At 50.4% G+C, this 15,757-nt stretch carries 16 protein-coding genes; 15 read left to right on the top strand and 1 reads right to left on the bottom strand.

What is annotated here, in order from left to right:
* The first annotated feature begins 3 nt into the window (after positions 1-3).
* The 9 genes from fmt (at position 4) to spoVM (ending at position 8,795) form a co-directional block, all read left to right on the top strand.
* Positions 4-954, top strand: coding sequence for a methionyl-tRNA formyltransferase (gene fmt / locus RQP50_RS11430; protein WP_090511587.1), 951 nt, complete (start codon positions 4-6; stop codon positions 952-954).
* Positions 951-2,348, top strand: coding sequence for a 16S rRNA (cytosine(967)-C(5))-methyltransferase RsmB (gene rsmB, locus RQP50_RS11425; RefSeq protein ID WP_315745581.1), 1,398 nt, complete (start codon positions 951-953; stop codon positions 2,346-2,348). The genes fmt and rsmB overlap by 4 nt, the downstream gene beginning before the upstream one ends.
* Before the next feature lie 213 nt (positions 2,349-2,561).
* Positions 2,562-3,614, top strand: a complete 1,053-nt coding sequence (gene rlmN, locus RQP50_RS11420) for a 23S rRNA (adenine(2503)-C(2))-methyltransferase RlmN (protein ID WP_028531234.1) — start codon at positions 2,562-2,564, stop codon at positions 3,612-3,614.
* A 6-nt stretch (positions 3,615-3,620) separates the two neighbouring features.
* Positions 3,621-4,394 carry a Stp1/IreP family PP2C-type Ser/Thr phosphatase gene (locus RQP50_RS11415; RefSeq protein WP_072728822.1) on the top strand — a complete coding sequence of 258 codons (774 nt, stop codon included), beginning with the start codon at positions 3,621-3,623 and terminating at the stop codon, positions 4,392-4,394.
* Positions 4,391-6,541, top strand: a complete 2,151-nt coding sequence (gene pknB / locus RQP50_RS11410; RefSeq protein WP_021256649.1) for a Stk1 family PASTA domain-containing Ser/Thr kinase — start codon at positions 4,391-4,393, stop codon at positions 6,539-6,541. The genes RQP50_RS11415 and pknB overlap by 4 nt, the downstream gene beginning before the upstream one ends.
* Positions 6,542-6,601: 60 nt before the next feature.
* Positions 6,602-7,519 (top strand): ribosome small subunit-dependent GTPase A, encoded by a 918-nt coding sequence (gene rsgA / locus RQP50_RS11405; RefSeq protein WP_028531233.1) that lies wholly within the window; start codon positions 6,602-6,604, stop codon positions 7,517-7,519.
* 1 nt (position 7,520) lies between these two features.
* Positions 7,521-8,198, top strand: a complete 678-nt coding sequence (rpe, locus tag RQP50_RS11400; protein WP_315745580.1) for a ribulose-phosphate 3-epimerase — start codon at positions 7,521-7,523, stop codon at positions 8,196-8,198.
* Positions 8,152-8,547, top strand: a complete 396-nt coding sequence (locus tag RQP50_RS11395) for a hypothetical protein (protein WP_315745579.1) — start codon at positions 8,152-8,154, stop codon at positions 8,545-8,547. The genes rpe and RQP50_RS11395 overlap by 47 nt, the downstream gene beginning before the upstream one ends.
* A 167-nt stretch (positions 8,548-8,714) precedes the next feature.
* Complete coding sequence (gene spoVM, locus RQP50_RS11390; protein WP_019424875.1) at positions 8,715-8,795, top strand: stage V sporulation protein SpoVM; 81 nt, start codon at positions 8,715-8,717, stop codon at positions 8,793-8,795.
* Between the two features lie 327 nt (positions 8,796-9,122).
* Here the strand turns inward: spoVM and rpmB are convergent, their stop codons facing one another.
* On the bottom strand, positions 9,123-9,311 hold the full coding sequence (rpmB, locus tag RQP50_RS11385) for a 50S ribosomal protein L28 (RefSeq protein WP_005548278.1): 189 nt from the start codon (positions 9,309-9,311) through the stop codon (positions 9,123-9,125).
* Positions 9,312-9,481: 170 nt separating this feature from the next.
* On the opposite strand from rpmB, the gene RQP50_RS11380 reads away from it, so the two are divergent.
* From RQP50_RS11380 to RQP50_RS11355, 6 genes are all read left to right on the top strand, one after another.
* On the top strand, positions 9,482-9,841 hold the full coding sequence (locus tag RQP50_RS11380; protein WP_021256645.1) for an Asp23/Gls24 family envelope stress response protein: 360 nt from the start codon (positions 9,482-9,484) through the stop codon (positions 9,839-9,841).
* Between the two features lie 54 nt (positions 9,842-9,895).
* The gene (locus RQP50_RS11375) at positions 9,896-11,602 is read left to right on the top strand and encodes a DAK2 domain-containing protein (RefSeq protein WP_036592511.1); all 1,707 of its coding nucleotides are present in this window, start codon (positions 9,896-9,898) and stop codon (positions 11,600-11,602) included.
* Between the two features lie 23 nt (positions 11,603-11,625).
* The gene (locus RQP50_RS11370; RefSeq protein WP_072728820.1) at positions 11,626-12,504 is read left to right on the top strand and encodes a DegV family protein; all 879 of its coding nucleotides are present in this window, start codon (positions 11,626-11,628) and stop codon (positions 12,502-12,504) included.
* Positions 12,505-12,522: 18 nt separating this feature from the next.
* Positions 12,523-14,571, top strand: coding sequence for an ATP-dependent DNA helicase RecG (gene recG, locus RQP50_RS11365; protein WP_315745578.1), 2,049 nt, complete (start codon positions 12,523-12,525; stop codon positions 14,569-14,571).
* 169 nt (positions 14,572-14,740) lie between these two features.
* Positions 14,741-15,028, top strand: coding sequence for a stage VI sporulation protein F (locus RQP50_RS11360; protein ID WP_072728818.1), 288 nt, complete (start codon positions 14,741-14,743; stop codon positions 15,026-15,028).
* A gap of 328 nt (positions 15,029-15,356) precedes the next feature.
* Positions 15,357-15,749 (top strand): cupredoxin domain-containing protein, encoded by a 393-nt coding sequence (locus RQP50_RS11355; protein WP_021256640.1) that lies wholly within the window; start codon positions 15,357-15,359, stop codon positions 15,747-15,749.
* Positions 15,750-15,757 lie beyond the last annotated feature (8 nt).

Below are 15,757 nucleotides of genomic sequence, written 5' to 3'. Positions count from 1 at the left end.
ATGATGACGAAGATTGTATTTATGGGGACGCCTGAGTTCGCGGTCCCTTGCTTGGAGAATTTGTTAAAGGAAGGGTACGAAGTTGCAGCGGTGGTTACTCAGCCGGATCGTCCGGTAGGGCGTAAACGTGTGCTGACGCCTACACCAGTGAAGGCTGCTGCGCTGGAGCATGGGATTCCTGTATGGCAGCCTGAGAAGCTTCGTACCTCTACCACGATAGAGGATATTCGCGCTTTGGAGCCGGATCTTATTGTTACTGCAGCTTATGGACAGATTCTGCCGAAGTCTGTGCTTGATATTCCGCGTCTCGGCTGTATTAATGTACACGGTTCACTTCTGCCGAAGTACCGTGGAGGTGCGCCAATTCAGCGTTCGATCATGAATGGCGAGCCGGTGACTGGTGTAACGATTATGTATATGGCGGAAGGCATGGATACAGGCGATATGATCAGACCGATTGAAGTGCCGATTACGGATGAGGACAATGCCGGCACGATGTTCCAGAAGTTAAGCGCTGCAGGAGCACAGCTTCTGATCGATACGCTGCCGGATCTAATCGCAGGTCGTATCCAGGCGATACCGCAGCCTCATGAGGAAGCAACTTACGCCCCTAACTTGAAGCGCGAGGATGAGAAGATCGATTGGTCACACTCTGCGCGTGAGATTTTCAATCAGGTTCGCGGCCTTGTACCGTTCTCTGGCGGATTTACGTTGTGGAACGATGAGGTATTCAAGGTGTGGGCTTGTGAGGCGCCGAGCAAGGCAGAGGCTGATGCATCCAAGGGATCGCAGGAGCCGGGAACTGTGTTGACACTTAGCCCACGCGGCATTGAGGTTCAGACAGGTGCAGGCACATTGTGGCTGACCGAGGTTCAGCCTGCTGGCAAGAAGGCAATGGCTGCTAGCGAATTCGTTCGCGGCGGCAAGATGATGCAAGGGATGGTGCTGAAGTGAGCGAGCAGCATTCGGGAGGCGCGAAGAAGCGCAAGACAGCACGCGATGTTGCGCTCGAGGTGCTTGTTCAAGTGGAGAAGGAGCACTCCTACAGCAATTTGCAATTGAACCAGGCACTCCAAGGAGCGAATTTACCGCGAGTTGACGCAGGTCTGGCGACAGAACTTGTATACGGAACGATTCAGCGATTGAATACGATTGATGGTGTGCTGGAGCAGAAGGTGCAGCGTGGTTTGTCCAAGCTTAAGCCGTGGATGCGCAATCTGCTGCGCATGACAGCCTATCAGCTGCATTATCTGGATCGCATTCCTGCCCATGCCGCCATCAATGAAGCGGTTACGATTGCGAAGCGACGCGGTGGACAGTCCATGGGCGGCTTCGCCAATGGAGTGCTGCGAGCGATTATGCGCGAGCCGAATTTATGGGATACTCCTGCTGGTTCAGATCCGGTCTCACGAATTGTATGGGAGCATTCGCATCCGGCTTGGCTTGTCTCCGACTGGGTCGATGCTTACGGGGAAGCAGACACAGCAGCGATGTGTGAGGCGAACAATCGTACTCCGCACGGTAGCGTACGTGTAAATGCGCTGCGAACGAATCGTGAGAAGCTGCTTGCCGATATGAAGGAGGAAGGCTTGAATGCAATGCCTTCTTCACTTTCGAAGGATGGAATCGTAGCTGAGGGTGCAGGGAATCTGGCGTTAAGCAAGTGGTATCGCAATGGCGAACTGTCTGTGCAGGATGAGAGCTCCATGCTCGTCGTTGAGGCGCTTCGTCCTGAGGCTGGCATGCGAGTGCTGGACTGCTGTGCAGCTCCTGGAGGCAAGACGACACATATTGCGGAGCGAATGGGCAATACGGGTGAGGTAGTGGCTAATGATGTTCATGCTCATAAGGTGGCGCTCATCGCAGATCAGGCTGAACGTCTTGGCTTGACATCAGTAGCGATGATGAATGTGGATGCGTCCACACTAAGCCGCGAACTTCCTTCTGGCAGCTTTGATGCAGTGCTGCTCGATGCACCGTGCACAGGCTTCGGTGTCATTCGACGCAAGCCGGACATTAAGTGGGCCAAGCGTCCTGAGGACGTAGCATCTATTGCTTCCCTTCAAGCTGAGCTGCTTGATCAGGCAGCCCAATTGGTTCGCCCAGGCGGACGCCTCGTCTATTCAACTTGTACGGTTGAGCGTGCGGAAAATGAGGATGTGGTTCGCCGCTTCCTAGCATACGCTGCTGAGGAAGGTTGGGAACTGGATGATACGTGGAAGGCGGCTCTTCCAGCGGAGCCCCTCGCTGCGGCACTGAAGCGGAGCCCGGAAGGCATGCTGCAGGTACTGCCGCATGATGCGGAATCGGATGGCTTCTTCATCGCTTGCCTGAAGAAGCGCAAGTAAGCATATCATCGTGCGAATCGCATGATGTTGATACCTGCATAGGGTGTGAAGCATACGCCGCAACGCTCAAGACGAGGCTTCTTGAACGTTGCGGTTTTCTTTTTCAAGCAGGGAAGATCTGCTGCTTGCAACACGCGCTTTTAGCATTTCGCCCATTTGTGGTAAAATAAATCGAACTGCATGATTGAGGAAAGGTAGAGGTTGAACAAACGAATGAAACCATTTATATACGATCTAACATTTGAACAGCTTCAAGAATGGTTGAAGGAGCAAGGAGAGCCGGCATTCCGTGCCGGACAAATTTTTGATTGGCTATACGTGAAGCGTGTGGATGACTTCCAAGGGATGTCAAACTTGTCCAAGTCGCTTCGTGAGAAGTTGGAGAACAGCTTCCAATTTGTAACACTGAAAGAAATTACACACATGAAATCGCAGGATGGAACGTATAAATTCCTATTCGGACTACACGATGATCATGCGATTGAGACTGTCATTATGAAGCATAGTTATGGGAACAGCATCTGTGTAACGACCCAAGTCGGATGCCGTGTAGGCTGTACCTTCTGTGCCTCTACGCTTGGCGGGTTGAAGCGGAACCTGACAGCGGGCGAGATTGTAGCCCAAGTCGTCGCTGCGCAGAAAATTCTGGACGAATCCGAAGAGCGCGTGAGCAGCATCGTTATTATGGGGACGGGAGAGCCGTTTGAAAATTATGATGCGACGATGGCGTTTCTGCGCATTATGATCCATGAGAAGGGGCTGCACATCGGACAACGTCATATTACGGTATCAACGAGCGGCATTGTGCCAAGCATTTACAAATTTGCTGACGAGAATACGCAAATCAACTTGGCGATTTCAATTCATGCGCCGAATGATGCTCTGCGTTCGAAGCTTATGCCCGTTAACCGCAGATTCCCATTCGAGGAAGTGATGAAGGCGCTCAAGCATTATCAAGTGAAGACTGGACGCCGTATAACCTTCGAATACGCGCTTATTGGCGGTGTGAACGATAAGGTTGAGCATGCGGAAGAACTTGCAGATGTATTGAAACGTATGGAAATGCTCGCACATGTCAACTTGATTCCGGTCAACTATGTACCGGAGCGGAATTATGTACGTACCCCTCGCAACGATATTTTTGCATTCCACCGTGCGCTTCAGGATCGAGGTATTAATTCGACGATACGCCGGGAGCAGGGGCATGACATTGCTGCAGCGTGTGGACAATTGCGAGCGAAGCATATGGAGTCTAATGCGAGGTGAACGAAAATGAGAGCTGTACAACGTTCTGATGTAGGACGCGTCCGTGCGGTCAATGAAGACCGTGCTTTCCTGTCCGAGTTGTCGAACGGCTATTACGCAGCTATCGTAGCCGATGGAATGGGTGGACATCAGGCGGGAGATATTGCAAGCCGACTTGCTGTCGAGACGGTTATATCTGAATTGTCAGCATTGCCAGGTGAGTTGGATCAGGAGATGCTGGGCAGTGCGCTTGAACAGGCGATTATCCGAGCGAACCAAACGATTTTTCATATTGCCTCTCAAGATGAGAAGTATCATCACATGGGAACGACAATTGTCGCAGCCCTCTTCGATAAATCTGATTGGAAAGGATTTATCGGGTATATCGGCGACAGTCGAGCCTATGTGATTAATCGCAGTGGAATTAAGCAGCTGACGGATGATCATACACTAGTCAATGAGCTGGTGAAGCGCGGTCAGATCGAACCACAGGAGGCAGAGCGTCATCCGCGGCGCAATGTACTTATTCGTGCGCTCGGAACGGACGAGCAGGTGGAAGTGGATCTGCTATCTGTTGAAATTTGTGCTGGAGATGTGCTGCTTCTATGCAGTGATGGATTGACGAATATGCTGAATGCTGAACAAATATGGGGAGTTGTCATTGATCCTTCGCTCCCGCTGCCTGTCAAGGCGGATCGTCTGCTCGGACAAGCGCTTGATGCCGGGGGGGATGACAACATCACGATTGTCCTTCTGGATCGTTTGGAGAACAGCGTTGTGGAAGAGGGGGGTAGCTCATGATTGGCACCATACTGTCTGGTCGCTATGAGATCATTACGCGGATTGGTGGAGGCGGCATGGCGCTTGTGTACAAGGCGCTTGACAATTTGCTGAACCGCTATGTAGCAGTCAAAGTATTGCGCCAGCAGTTCGTTCATGATGAAGAGTTTATCCGCCGATTCCGCCGGGAGGCTCAGTCTGCTGCATCGTTGTCTCATCCAAATGTAGTCAGCATTTATGATGTTGGACAGGAAGAAGATACTCACTTTATCGTTATGGAGTATGTGGAAGGGCATAATCTGAACGAGATTATTCTGGAGCGGGCTCCCCTGCAGGTTGACGAGTCGGTGCGAATCACTACGCAAATCTGTGACGCGCTAGATCATGCCCATCAGAATCATATTATTCACCGCGACATTAAACCGCATAACATCTTAATTGGCCTGAACGGCCGCGTCAAGGTGACAGACTTCGGGATTGCACGCGCGGTTACTTCATCGACGATCACACAGACTGGATCTGTGGTCGGCTCGGTTCATTATTTTTCTCCAGAGCACGCGAAGGGCGTGTCGACAGGAGAGAAGTCTGACTTATACTCGCTCGGGATTGTGTTATATCAGATGCTTACCGGCAAGCTTCCGTTCCTCGGGGAGAGCCCGATCAGCGTGGCGCTGAAGCATCTGCAGGAGCCGTTCGATGAACCAAGAGTGGTTAATCCGCATATTCCTCAGAGCGTGGAGAACGTCATTCTGAAATCGATGCGCAAAAATCCTGCTGAACGATATCAATCCGCAGCCGAGATGATGCGTGATCTGGAGACATGCTTGCTGCCTGAACGTCTGCATGAGCCCAAAATTACATTCAAGCCGCGGCCTGTCTATGATGACGATCAAGAAACGCGGGTGATGCCTGCAATTCGCTCCACGACGTCAGATCATGCAGCTAGCCCTCAGGGAAGGACGGGAAAGCCTCCTGAGCGCTCGGCATCATCTGCTGCAGCTGGAGCAAGCAAGCGCAAGTCTTGGGTAAAGCCTGCGATTTGGGCAAGTGTGACAGTTGTATTCCTAGCGATTTTAATCGGTGTAGTGTATTACGTGAAGAGTGTGCTTGTTGTGAAGGATGTTGAAGTTCCGAAACTGATCAACATGACGTTACAAGAGGCCCAGAAGGAACTGGGCGCTCTCAAGATTGAGATTGAGGATCCTGTAATTGAGGAATATAAGGAAGGCTTCGAGGCGGGGAAAATCTTCGACCAGAGCAAGCCCCCTGGATCGATGGTGAAGGAAGGCTCGACCATTCGCTTATATGTGAGCAAAGGCACCCCGCTTGTGAAGCTTGCTGATTACAAGGGGAAGTCGGTCGACAATGTCGTACAGCAGCTGTTAGATCTAGGCTTCGACAATTCACAGATTGAGAAGAAGCTCGTCTATGATGATGAGTTGGAAGAAGGTCTGGTCGTCAGCATGTCTCCTAGCCCGAATACGGAGGTCGATCCAAAGAAGACAACGATTCAGCTTATGGTCAGCAAGGGCAAGGAATCGTTCGGCATGCCGAACTTGAAAGGCATGACCAAGGAAGCGGCCATTGCCGCGATTGAATCGAGTGGACTGAAGCTGGCTAGGGACGGGGTTGTGGAAGAGCCTAGTTATGAAGAACAAGGCAAGGTAATTAAGCAGCAGCCGTACGAGGCAAATGATCCGGTGACGAAGGGTGCGGAAGTTCGTATCTACATTAGCTCAGGCTATCCGCCTGAGGCATTGCGATATACGTTCCCGTTAACGGTGTATCCGGAAGTGGAAGGCAAGTCGAGCAAGATTCGGATCTATTATACGGATGCACGCGGAGAGAAGAGGGAATGGGGAACAGAGACCATTTCGACGGCCAAAACGTTCAATGTGGAGCTTATTCTTGCACCAAATAAGGATGGAGCTGTGTCCTTTGAGCGTGACGGCAAATTCGTAGATGCTTATCCTGTCTCTTATACCGATGCGAAGCAGGGAACGGTACACATCCCACCACCTCCTGATATTCCGGCTACTACACCGCCAGGAGGCACTCCAGAACAGGGAGGCGGCCAAGGCAATGGCGAAGGGGTCACACCTCCTGCGGATGGAACAGATGGACAGAACGGAGAGGCAGGGGCAGGCGGTGAGGAAACTGGGAACTAACAGTTGGCCTCGCTGCCGTGCAATGAACAGCAGGAACGTGAAGAGCTTGGAGGAACATATATGCCAGAAGGTTTAATTGTAAAGGCGCTGAGCGGCTTCTATTATGTTCGGCCCGATGAGTCTACAGATGAAGAGGTCGTTCAGTGCCGTGCCCGCGGCATTTTCAAGAAGAAAGGCGTGTCCCCGCTTGTCGGGGATCGCGTCACCTTCTCTATGACGGATAATGGAGAAGGTACGGTAGATCAGATTGAGAAGCGGAAGACAGAGCTGATTCGTCCGCCAATTGCGAATGTGGGGCTGGCAGCGCTTGTCTTCTCGGTAGCTGAACCCGTATTGAACCGCCAATTGCTGGACAAGTTCCTTGTACATATCGAGCACGCGGGACTTGATGCGGTTATCGTGTTGACGAAGTGCGACATCATCGAAGGGCTGCCAGAGACAGAGCAGTCGGCTGCACGTCAGGAGATGGAAGAGACAATTCGTCTGTATTCCAATGTCGGTTACGACGTTATTTCTACCAGTGCCCGAGGCGGGTATGGCTATAGTGAAGTGGAGAGCAAGTTGAATCAAGACATCAGTGTATTTGCGGGTCAGTCTGGTGTCGGCAAGTCATCGCTACTTAATGCGATGCTGCCCGGCGTATCGCTGGAGACGAACCAGATCAGCCATCGTCTCGGTCGAGGCAAGCATACGACACGTCATGTGGAGCTGCTTGCATTGCCCCGTGGCGGCTATATTGCGGATACTCCGGGATTCAGCCAGCTGGATTTCTTGGAACTGGGCGTTGATCAGCTTGGAGACTGTTTCCGCGAGTTCAGAGCATATGCAGACGGCTGCAAATTCCGTGGCTGTACGCATATTCATGAACCCGGTTGTCAGGTAAAGATGGCCTTGGAGCAAGGCGATATTGCGAAATCCCGCTATGAGCACTATGTGCTATTTTTCGAGGAAATGAAAGAGAAAAAACGGAGGTACTAACATGACACAGCAGAACGACATCCGAATTGCCCCTTCCATTTTGTCCGCTGACTTTGCGAAGCTTGCGGAGGATATTCGTGACGTAGAGCGAGGTGGCGCCGACTGGATCCACATCGATGCGATGGATGGCCGCTTCGTTCCGAACTTGACGTTTGGTCCGCTCATTGTAGATGCTATCCGTCCGCATACGGAGCTGACATTGGACGCTCACCTCATGATTGTGGAGCCGGAGAAGTACGTTCCTGATTTTGCTAAGGCAGGAGCCGATGTCATCACCGTACATGCGGAAGCTTGCCCGCACCTGCATCGTGTGGTGCATCAAATTAAGGAATGTGGTGCCAAGGCAGGCGTCGCGTTGAATCCTGGCACCTCGCTGTCGGCTGTTGAGGAGCTGCTCGGTGATGTGGATTTGATCCTCATCATGACGGTCAATCCAGGGTTCGGCGGACAGAAATTCATTTCTTCGATGACGGATAAAATCAAGCGTCTGCGTACAATGCTGAACGAACGTGGCAGACAGGACGTCCATATTGAAGTGGATGGAGGAATATCGGCAGCAACAGCTGGCCTCGTTACAGCAGCGGGAGCGGATGTACTCGTGGCAGGCAGCGCGGTGTATGGGGCACCGGATCGTGCAGAAGCGATTCGTGTGCTTCGCGAAGCAGCAAGAAGAGGGTGACACGGCAACTAGATTGTGCAGCGGCATCATGGAATATGCGTGTGGGAGAACGCGCGTGATGCTGCTGAGTGGCAAAGGGGAGAAAAGCATGTGGGTAACAGCGCTAATGCTGACGCTGTACAGCTTTGTGTGCGGATCACTAATAGGATTGTATGCATTTTTGACCTTTCCGATTAACTTGGTATGCTCGGTGGGGGCTTTGTTTCTTGGATACAAGTTCTTCAAGCGGTATCAGACCAAGAGCATTCGGATCTGGTTTGTATCCTTGTCCGTATTGTTTTACTTCATCTTTTTATTCATGATGTCAGTTGTCACATATTTGAAGCAATTGCCTACGCCTGCTGCCTGAATCCTTCAGAATCGGGCTTGCTCTCCATGCATAGAGCTTGTGGGGTCGGCATATAGTGGTTACATGAGCACAGATCTCATGTAACCTTTTTTCTTATCATGACGGGTCTTTCGGACATGTCGGCGAATAGAAGTGTAGGGTAGATGAGATGACGAGGAGGGTGGAGTATGAAGTTCTATACGTTTAAGCTGCCTAAGTTCTTGGGAGGTTTCGTCAAGGCCATCTTAAATACGTTTCAAAAAAACTGACGTTCCTGGCGGCCATGATGCTGAATCCGTATCCATCATCCACCACCCGAACGTAATTGCATATAAGCTACAGCGGGAACGGGGCAAAAGGCTCAGCACAAATATGAACTTACGGCGGGTTCCGGCATGAAGCAGAAACGGTTGTTCCGTCCCGTCCGGAGGGCCGACCGTTCTCTGCAAGATGGCATAAATTCATGTCATTTCATGCAAATAAGGCAGAATCGAAAAAAAAGACTCCCCATTGAACAATGTCAATGAGGAGTTCCATTCCCATATGAAAAAAGCACCTGATCGCGTCAAGGTGCTTTTTGTATATCTTACATGGGATTAGACGCGAGTCACTTTACCTGCTTTCAAAGCGCGTGTGCTCACGTAGACGCGTTTAGGTTTGCCATCTACCAAGATGCGAACCTTCTGAACGTTAACGCCCCAAGTGCGGCGGTTTTTGTTATTCGCGTGCGACACGTGATTACCGGATCCAGGTTTCTTCCCCGTTACATAACATTTGCGAGCCATGCCTTACACCTCCTTATCCCAAAACAACCCTCATACAATTAAATACTCAAATATGATATCATATATGAAAAAGCCTCGTCAACTGAATCAAAAACTTTGTTTATTTCTGTTTTCTATTATAGTACAATGTTGATTAGTCCATAATACTCACAAAAAGGGGTGGAACAACCATGGCCATTCAATTGGATACCAATCTCGGAGCTGTGAATATTTCCGAAGGGGTCGTAGCAGTCATCGCCGGATCAGCGGCAATGGAATGTTATGGACTTGTGGGCATGGCCTCGCGCAAGCAGTTGAAGGACGGCATTGCTGAGCTGCTTGGTCGCGAAAATCTGACGCGTGGTGTCGAAGTGCGCCGGGAGCAAGATGCGCTACATATCGATTTATATATTATTGTTAGCTACGGAACGAAAATATCCGAAGTGGCGCACAACATTCAACAGAAAGTGAAATATGTATTGAATGATGTAGCTGGCCTGTCAGTCGAGCAAGTCAACATCTTTGTCCAAGACGTACGCGTATTAAGCTAGGAAGGGGAATATTCGTTGAATATACGTTCTTTAAATGGAACACAATTTGCCAATATGGTGCTAAGTGGTGCGGACAGTCTGAATCGCCACGCAGAGCATGTCAATTCATTAAATGTCTTTCCGGTACCTGATGGGGATACGGGAACGAATATGAATTTGACGATGACAGCAGGCGTTACTGAACTGAAAGCGAAGATGTCTGCATCCATCGCCAAGTCGGCAGAAGTTTTGTCCAAAGGATTGCTAATGGGAGCCCGGGGTAACTCGGGTGTTATTTTGTCTCAATTATTCCGCGGCTTTAGCCGTGGTGTTGCTGGTTTGGATGAGGTGAACTCGGTTCAGTTCGCCCATGCGATGCAGAGTGGTGTTGATACCGCTTATAAGGCTGTCGTCAAGCCGGTTGAAGGGACGATTTTGACAGTTGCGAAGGAAACAGCCAAGTACGCTGTTCAAATTGCTCGTCGTACTCCGGATTTGACGGAGTTTATGCGTGAGGTATTGGCGAAGTCCAAGGAAGCATTAGCGAAGACGCCGGATATGCTGCCCGTGCTCAAGCAAGTAGGCGTTGTAGACTCCGGTGGACAAGGCCTCGTATACATTTATGAAGGTTTCTTGGCTGTTCTGGAATCCGCAGATGGTTCTTTCCATGAGTCGACTGCGTCGTCTGCAGCCGTTCATATACCATCCGGAGCAGCGACTCCGCATGTGAATGCTTCTGCACAAGCGAAGCTGCATACGGAAGATATTGAGTTCTTGTATGATATGGAATTTTTCATTGATCGTACGCGCGGAGTATCTAAGCCGTTCGATGAAGACAATTTCAGGAAAGCGCTTGCCAAAAATGGGGATTCGATCATTGTGATTCCAGATGATGAGATCATTAAGGTTCACGTTCATTCCCGCAAGCCAGGTGAAGTATTCGATCTGGCCATGGAGTATGGCGAGCTGACGCAAATGCACATCTTGAATATGCGCGAGCAGCACCGTGAGATCATTCATGGCGAACACGGCGATGTGTCTGCTATGCCTGAATTATTCGCAGAAATTCCTGTACAGGAAGTAGCTGTAGAATCCACTTTGGTAGAGCCGCCAGCTGAAGAACTTGCACCTTATGGCTTTATCGCTGTAGCAATGGGCGATGGCATCCGGGATATTTTCAGCAGCTTGGGCGTAGACGTTGTGCTTTCTGGTGGACAAACGATGAACCCAAGTACACAAGATTTCATCGACGCTATTGAGTCGATCTCGGCACAGCATATCTTCATCTTGCCGAACAACTCTAACATCGTGATGGCTGCGAAGCAGGCTGCAGAAATCGTGGAACGTGATGTAACAGTACTTGTTAGCAAGACAATTCCACAAGGGATTGCAGCGGCATTCGCCTTCCAAGAAGACGAGAGCTTGGAAGTGAACCGCTGTGCGATGGAGGACGCTATCGCTCATATTACGTCTGGTCAAGTGACGTACGCGGTGCGTGATACGACGTTGGATGGTCTGGAAATTAAGGCCGGACATTATATGGGTATTGTAAACGGGAAGATCGTAACGACGACGGAATCGGTTGCGGATACGCTGCAGCAGCTGATGACGAAGATGTTGGAGAATAATGGGGAAGTCGTGACGCTTCTTACAGGAGAAGAAGCGAAGGACGAGGATACGGAAGCGATTGTTGCATGGCTCAGCGAGCAATATCCGAACGCTGAAGTAGAAGTGCATCAAGGCGGTCAACCGATCTATTCCTATATCATTTCCGTAGAGTAGGACAATGTGGAGGGGGATTCTGTATGAGTCATATTCGTATCGTAACGGACAGTACAGCGGATATTCCGCAAGATGTGCGTGAACGCTACGGAATCGAGATGGTTCCGCTCAAGGTGCATTTCGGTCAGGATATGTTCAAAGATTCTGTAACGATTACCGCGGAACAGTTTTATGAGAAGCTGGTGCAGGCTGACAAGCTTCCTACAACATCTCAGCCTTCGCCAGTTGAGTTTTTGGATGTATATAAGCGTTTGACTACAGAATCAGACACCCAAGTTATTTCGATACATTTGTCCGCAGCGCTCAGCGGAACGTATCAATCAGCGGTTCTCGCCAAGAGTATGATCGAGGATGAGGCGGATATTACAATTATTGATTCGATGTCAGCCTCTTATGGATTTGGATTGATTGTCGTTGAGGCAGCACGCATGGCGGAAGCAGGTCAATCCAAGGACGAGATACTGGCCATGATTGAACGTTATCAAGCGGAGCGCTCTTTATACTTTTTAGTGGATTCATTGGAATTTTTGCATAAAGGCGGACGTATCGGCAAAGCTGCTGCTATGTTCGGTACTCTGCTAAACATTAAGCCTATCTTGTCTGTAGATCGTGCAGGTGAAGTATGTGCAGTGGACAAGGTTCGCGGTCATAAGCGTGCTGTTGCACGCATCGTTGAACTGCTGGAGCGGGATCACGGAGGCCATCCAGTTCATGTCGTGATGGGCTACACGAGTGACCAATCTGCAACAGATGAACTAATGGGAGCGATTAAGGAGCGGTTTGATATTCGCTCCTTGTCATATACGGCCATTGGAGCCGTTATCGGCACCCACGTCGGAACAGGCGTAGGCGCTGTGTTCATGTGGCGCGCTGATACGGATACTGCCGAATCTATGCAATAGGGTAAGTGTGGTGCAATTATGATTGAACTTAAACAATGTCCGGTTACGATGATCAAAGGCGTGAGCGCTTCGAAACAACAAGAGCTTCACGCCTTTGGCATCTCTACCGTTGCTGATTTGCTTGATTATTTTCCATATCGTTATGATGATTTTCATCTTCGTCCGCTTAGCGAACTGAAGGATGGAGAGAAAGTAACTGTTGAGGGACGGGTGATGAGTGCTCCTGTCCTTCAGCGATTTGGGGGCAAGTCTCGCTTGTCCTGCAAGGTGATGGTAGAAGATTGGCTCATTACGGCCACCTGGTTCAACCGCCATTACTTGCGCGAGCAGCTGACACAAGGCCGGGAGATTGTATTGACAGGGAAGTGGGATCAACGCCGGCTGCAAATGACGGTGTCGACATCCGAATTCTCTGACCGTGGGGGAGGGCGTAAGAATACCTTGCAGCCGGTCTATTCGGTTGGCAGCAAGATTACGCAGACATGGATGCGCAAGACGATCACCCAAGCGCTCCAACAGTTCGGAGAAGCAATTCCTGAGCTAATGCCCCCGGAATTGATGCGGCGCTATCGGCTGATGCCGCGCAAGCAGGCAGTACGAGCGATGCATATGCCGCAAGATGCGGAGGAAGGCAAGCAAGCACGAAGACGAATGGTCTACGAGGAGCTGCTGCTATTCCAGTTGAAGCTGCATGTATTCCGTGCGGTGACTCGCGAGCGTGCCGACGGCGTTGCACATGAGGTGGATAATGCGACAATTCGCGAGTTCGTCCGCAGTCTTCCCTTCGAGCTTACAGATGGCCAGAAGAAGGCTGTAACCGATATTTTACGTGATATGCGGGCCAACACCTGCATGAACCGTCTGCTTCAGGGTGATGTTGGTTCTGGTAAGACGGTTGTTGCCGCTGTTGCCCTGTACGCTACCGTACGTGCAGGCTATCAGGGAGCGCTCATGGTGCCAACAGAAATATTAGCCGAGCAGCATATGCGTTCGCTAACGAAGCTGTTCGAACCGCATGGCATTGAGGTTGGGCTGTTAACCGGCAGCTTGACTGGACGGAAACGGAAGGATCTGCTTGCTTCCTTGCAGATGGGCATGATCGATATCTTGGTTGGGACGCATGCGCTTATCCAGGATGACGTTCATTATCGGAAGCTCGGCCTTGTCGTAACAGATGAGCAGCATCGGTTCGGTGTCAATCAGCGGAGTATATTACGGCGCAAGGGGATGAATCCAGATGTGCTTCTGATGACGGCGACGCCAATTCCGCGCACGCTGGCGATTACGGCATTTGGCGATATGGATGTATCCTCAATCCGTGAACGTCCTGCAGGACGCAAAGTCATTAAGTCATACTGGGTGAAGCATGACATGATGGATCGAGTGCTTGGCTTCATCCGTCGTGAGGTATCCGCTGGTCGCCAAGCCTATATTATTTGTCCACTTATTGAAGAGTCGGACAAGCTGGATGTGCAAAATGCGATTGATGTGCATGTGCAAATGCAGCAAGCCTTTCCGGATTTGCAGGTTGGCTTGCTTCATGGCCGCATGACGCCATCAGAGAAAGACGAGGTCATGCGCACATTCAGTACAGGAGAAACTCATGTACTTGTATCGACGACTGTAATCGAGGTTGGTGTTGATGTACCGAACTCTACGCTCATGATCGTGATGGATGCAGAGCGCTTCGGCTTGTCTCAGCTTCATCAGCTGCGTGGACGTGTCGGACGCGGCGAGCATCAGTCTTATTGCGTACTCATTGCGGATCCGAAGTCGGAGGTTGGGCAAGAACGTATGCGCATTATGACGGAAACAGACGATGGCTTCGAATTGTCAGAGCGCGATCTGGAGCTGCGCGGTCCTGGCGACTTCTTCGGAACGAAGCAGAGCGGGATGCCAGACTTCAAGGTCGCGGATATGTCGAGCGACTTCGCTGTGCTGGAACAGGCGCGGGATGATGCAGCAGAGCTTATCCGATCTGAGGCGTATTGGACATCGCTTGAATACGCTCCGCTCCGCGATGCTGCCCAGCAGGAGCAGCTATTCCAAGGGGAGCTTCTCGATTAGTCGATGGTAGTAGTGCGGATAGAATGAAAACGGGCGGATAGTAGACAAGCGGGCAAGCATATATTGGAACAGTATTCCGTTTAGAGGTTGTTCAAAACGCATGATTTTGATAACCAACCTTTTTGAACTTGCATGGATTTGCAGGATATGTTCTGGAGGTGCTGCCCGCATGAGTTATGTAAAATACGGCATTAGCCCACAGCTGGTGGAGCGAATAAAGCAGAAATTGAAAAATCCGGTGACGAAAGATCGTGTGAAAAAGCTTGTCGAGGGATTGAGCAAGGCAGATTTGCAAAATCGCCCGACAATTAAGCGCTTGATGAAGCAAATCGCGAAGGTGCTCAATGAGCCGCTAACGAGTCAGCAGGAGGATCAGTTCGCTGATTTTATCATTGCGCAGAAGATCGATCCGAACAATACGTTCCATTTATTGAAGCTATGGGGGATGTTCCGCTGATACACGCCCTTTTCTTGAAGCCTTGGTTCTATAGTTATACGCAGAAGCTCAGTTCTCTTAGGAGGACTGGGCTTCTTGTGCGTTATGCCGGATTTATGCTGGTTAATAGGGTTTGGCTTCATTGCAGCAATATAGGTCTAGGGAGGATTCTGAATAGTAGAGAATGATGATCATCGAGTACATTGCTCACGAAATGGCCTTGCAATGGTGACGAATTCGGCACACTTCGATATTTTTGCGATCCGTACATGCAAAATATGCTTATATAGGGGTATAACGTTTGTAGATGATTGACATTTCTTAATCAATTTATATGGAGGCGAATGACATGAAGAAGATGAAAATAGGCGCAGCTGCATTAGCTGCCATGCTGCTGGCTGTATCTCTTGCTGGCTGCGGCTCGGCGAAAGATTCCGCCAAAGAGTTGGAGGGGACGGCTACTTCCTCTGAAGGGACAGGTGCGGTAACCATTAAGGCAACAAATTACAAATTTGAACCTGGAACCATTAAGGTGAAGAAGGGCGATAAGGTGAAGCTGACGCTGAGCAATAAGCAGGGTCTGCACGGTTTGAAGCTGGAGGACTACAACGTAGAACTGCAGGAAGACGGCGCAACTGCCGAGTTCACAGCAGATAAGGCGGGTACATTTGAGTTCCATTGTTCGATTATGTGCGGTTCTGGTCATGATGGAATGAAGGGCGAGCTTGTTGTTGAAGAGTAAAGCTAGCG

The organism is Paenibacillus suaedae (assembly GCF_032337355.1).
Taxonomy (GTDB): Bacteria; Bacillota; Bacilli; order Paenibacillales; family Paenibacillaceae; genus Paenibacillus_B; species Paenibacillus_B suaedae.
This window is presented reverse-complemented; position numbering and strand designations above follow the sequence as displayed.

Coding starts and splice junctions, on each gene's coding strand:
- rsgA (WP_028531233.1), top strand. CDS start 6,602: ATGCCAGAAGGTTTAATTGTAAAGGCGCTGAGCGGCTTCTATTATGTT.
- recG (WP_315745578.1), top strand. CDS start 12,523: ATGATTGAACTTAAACAATGTCCGGTTACGATGATCAAAGGCGTGAGC.
- rpe (WP_315745580.1), top strand. CDS start 7,521: ATGACACAGCAGAACGACATCCGAATTGCCCCTTCCATTTTGTCCGCT.
- rpmB (WP_005548278.1), bottom strand. CDS start 9,311: ATGGCTCGCAAATGTTATGTAACGGGGAAGAAACCTGGATCCGGTAAT.
- fmt (WP_090511587.1), top strand. CDS start 4: ATGACGAAGATTGTATTTATGGGGACGCCTGAGTTCGCGGTCCCTTGC.
- RQP50_RS11370 (WP_072728820.1), top strand. CDS start 11,626: ATGAGTCATATTCGTATCGTAACGGACAGTACAGCGGATATTCCGCAA.
- RQP50_RS11415 (WP_072728822.1), top strand. CDS start 3,621: ATGAGAGCTGTACAACGTTCTGATGTAGGACGCGTCCGTGCGGTCAAT.
- rlmN (WP_028531234.1), top strand. CDS start 2,562: ATGAAACCATTTATATACGATCTAACATTTGAACAGCTTCAAGAATGG.
- RQP50_RS11355 (WP_021256640.1), top strand. CDS start 15,357: ATGAAGAAGATGAAAATAGGCGCAGCTGCATTAGCTGCCATGCTGCTG.
- RQP50_RS11375 (WP_036592511.1), top strand. CDS start 9,896: ATGGTGCTAAGTGGTGCGGACAGTCTGAATCGCCACGCAGAGCATGTC.
- RQP50_RS11360 (WP_072728818.1), top strand. CDS start 14,741: ATGAGTTATGTAAAATACGGCATTAGCCCACAGCTGGTGGAGCGAATA.
- spoVM (WP_019424875.1), top strand. CDS start 8,715: ATGAAGTTCTATACGTTTAAGCTGCCTAAGTTCTTGGGAGGTTTCGTC.
- pknB (WP_021256649.1), top strand. CDS start 4,391: ATGATTGGCACCATACTGTCTGGTCGCTATGAGATCATTACGCGGATT.
- RQP50_RS11380 (WP_021256645.1), top strand. CDS start 9,482: ATGGCCATTCAATTGGATACCAATCTCGGAGCTGTGAATATTTCCGAA.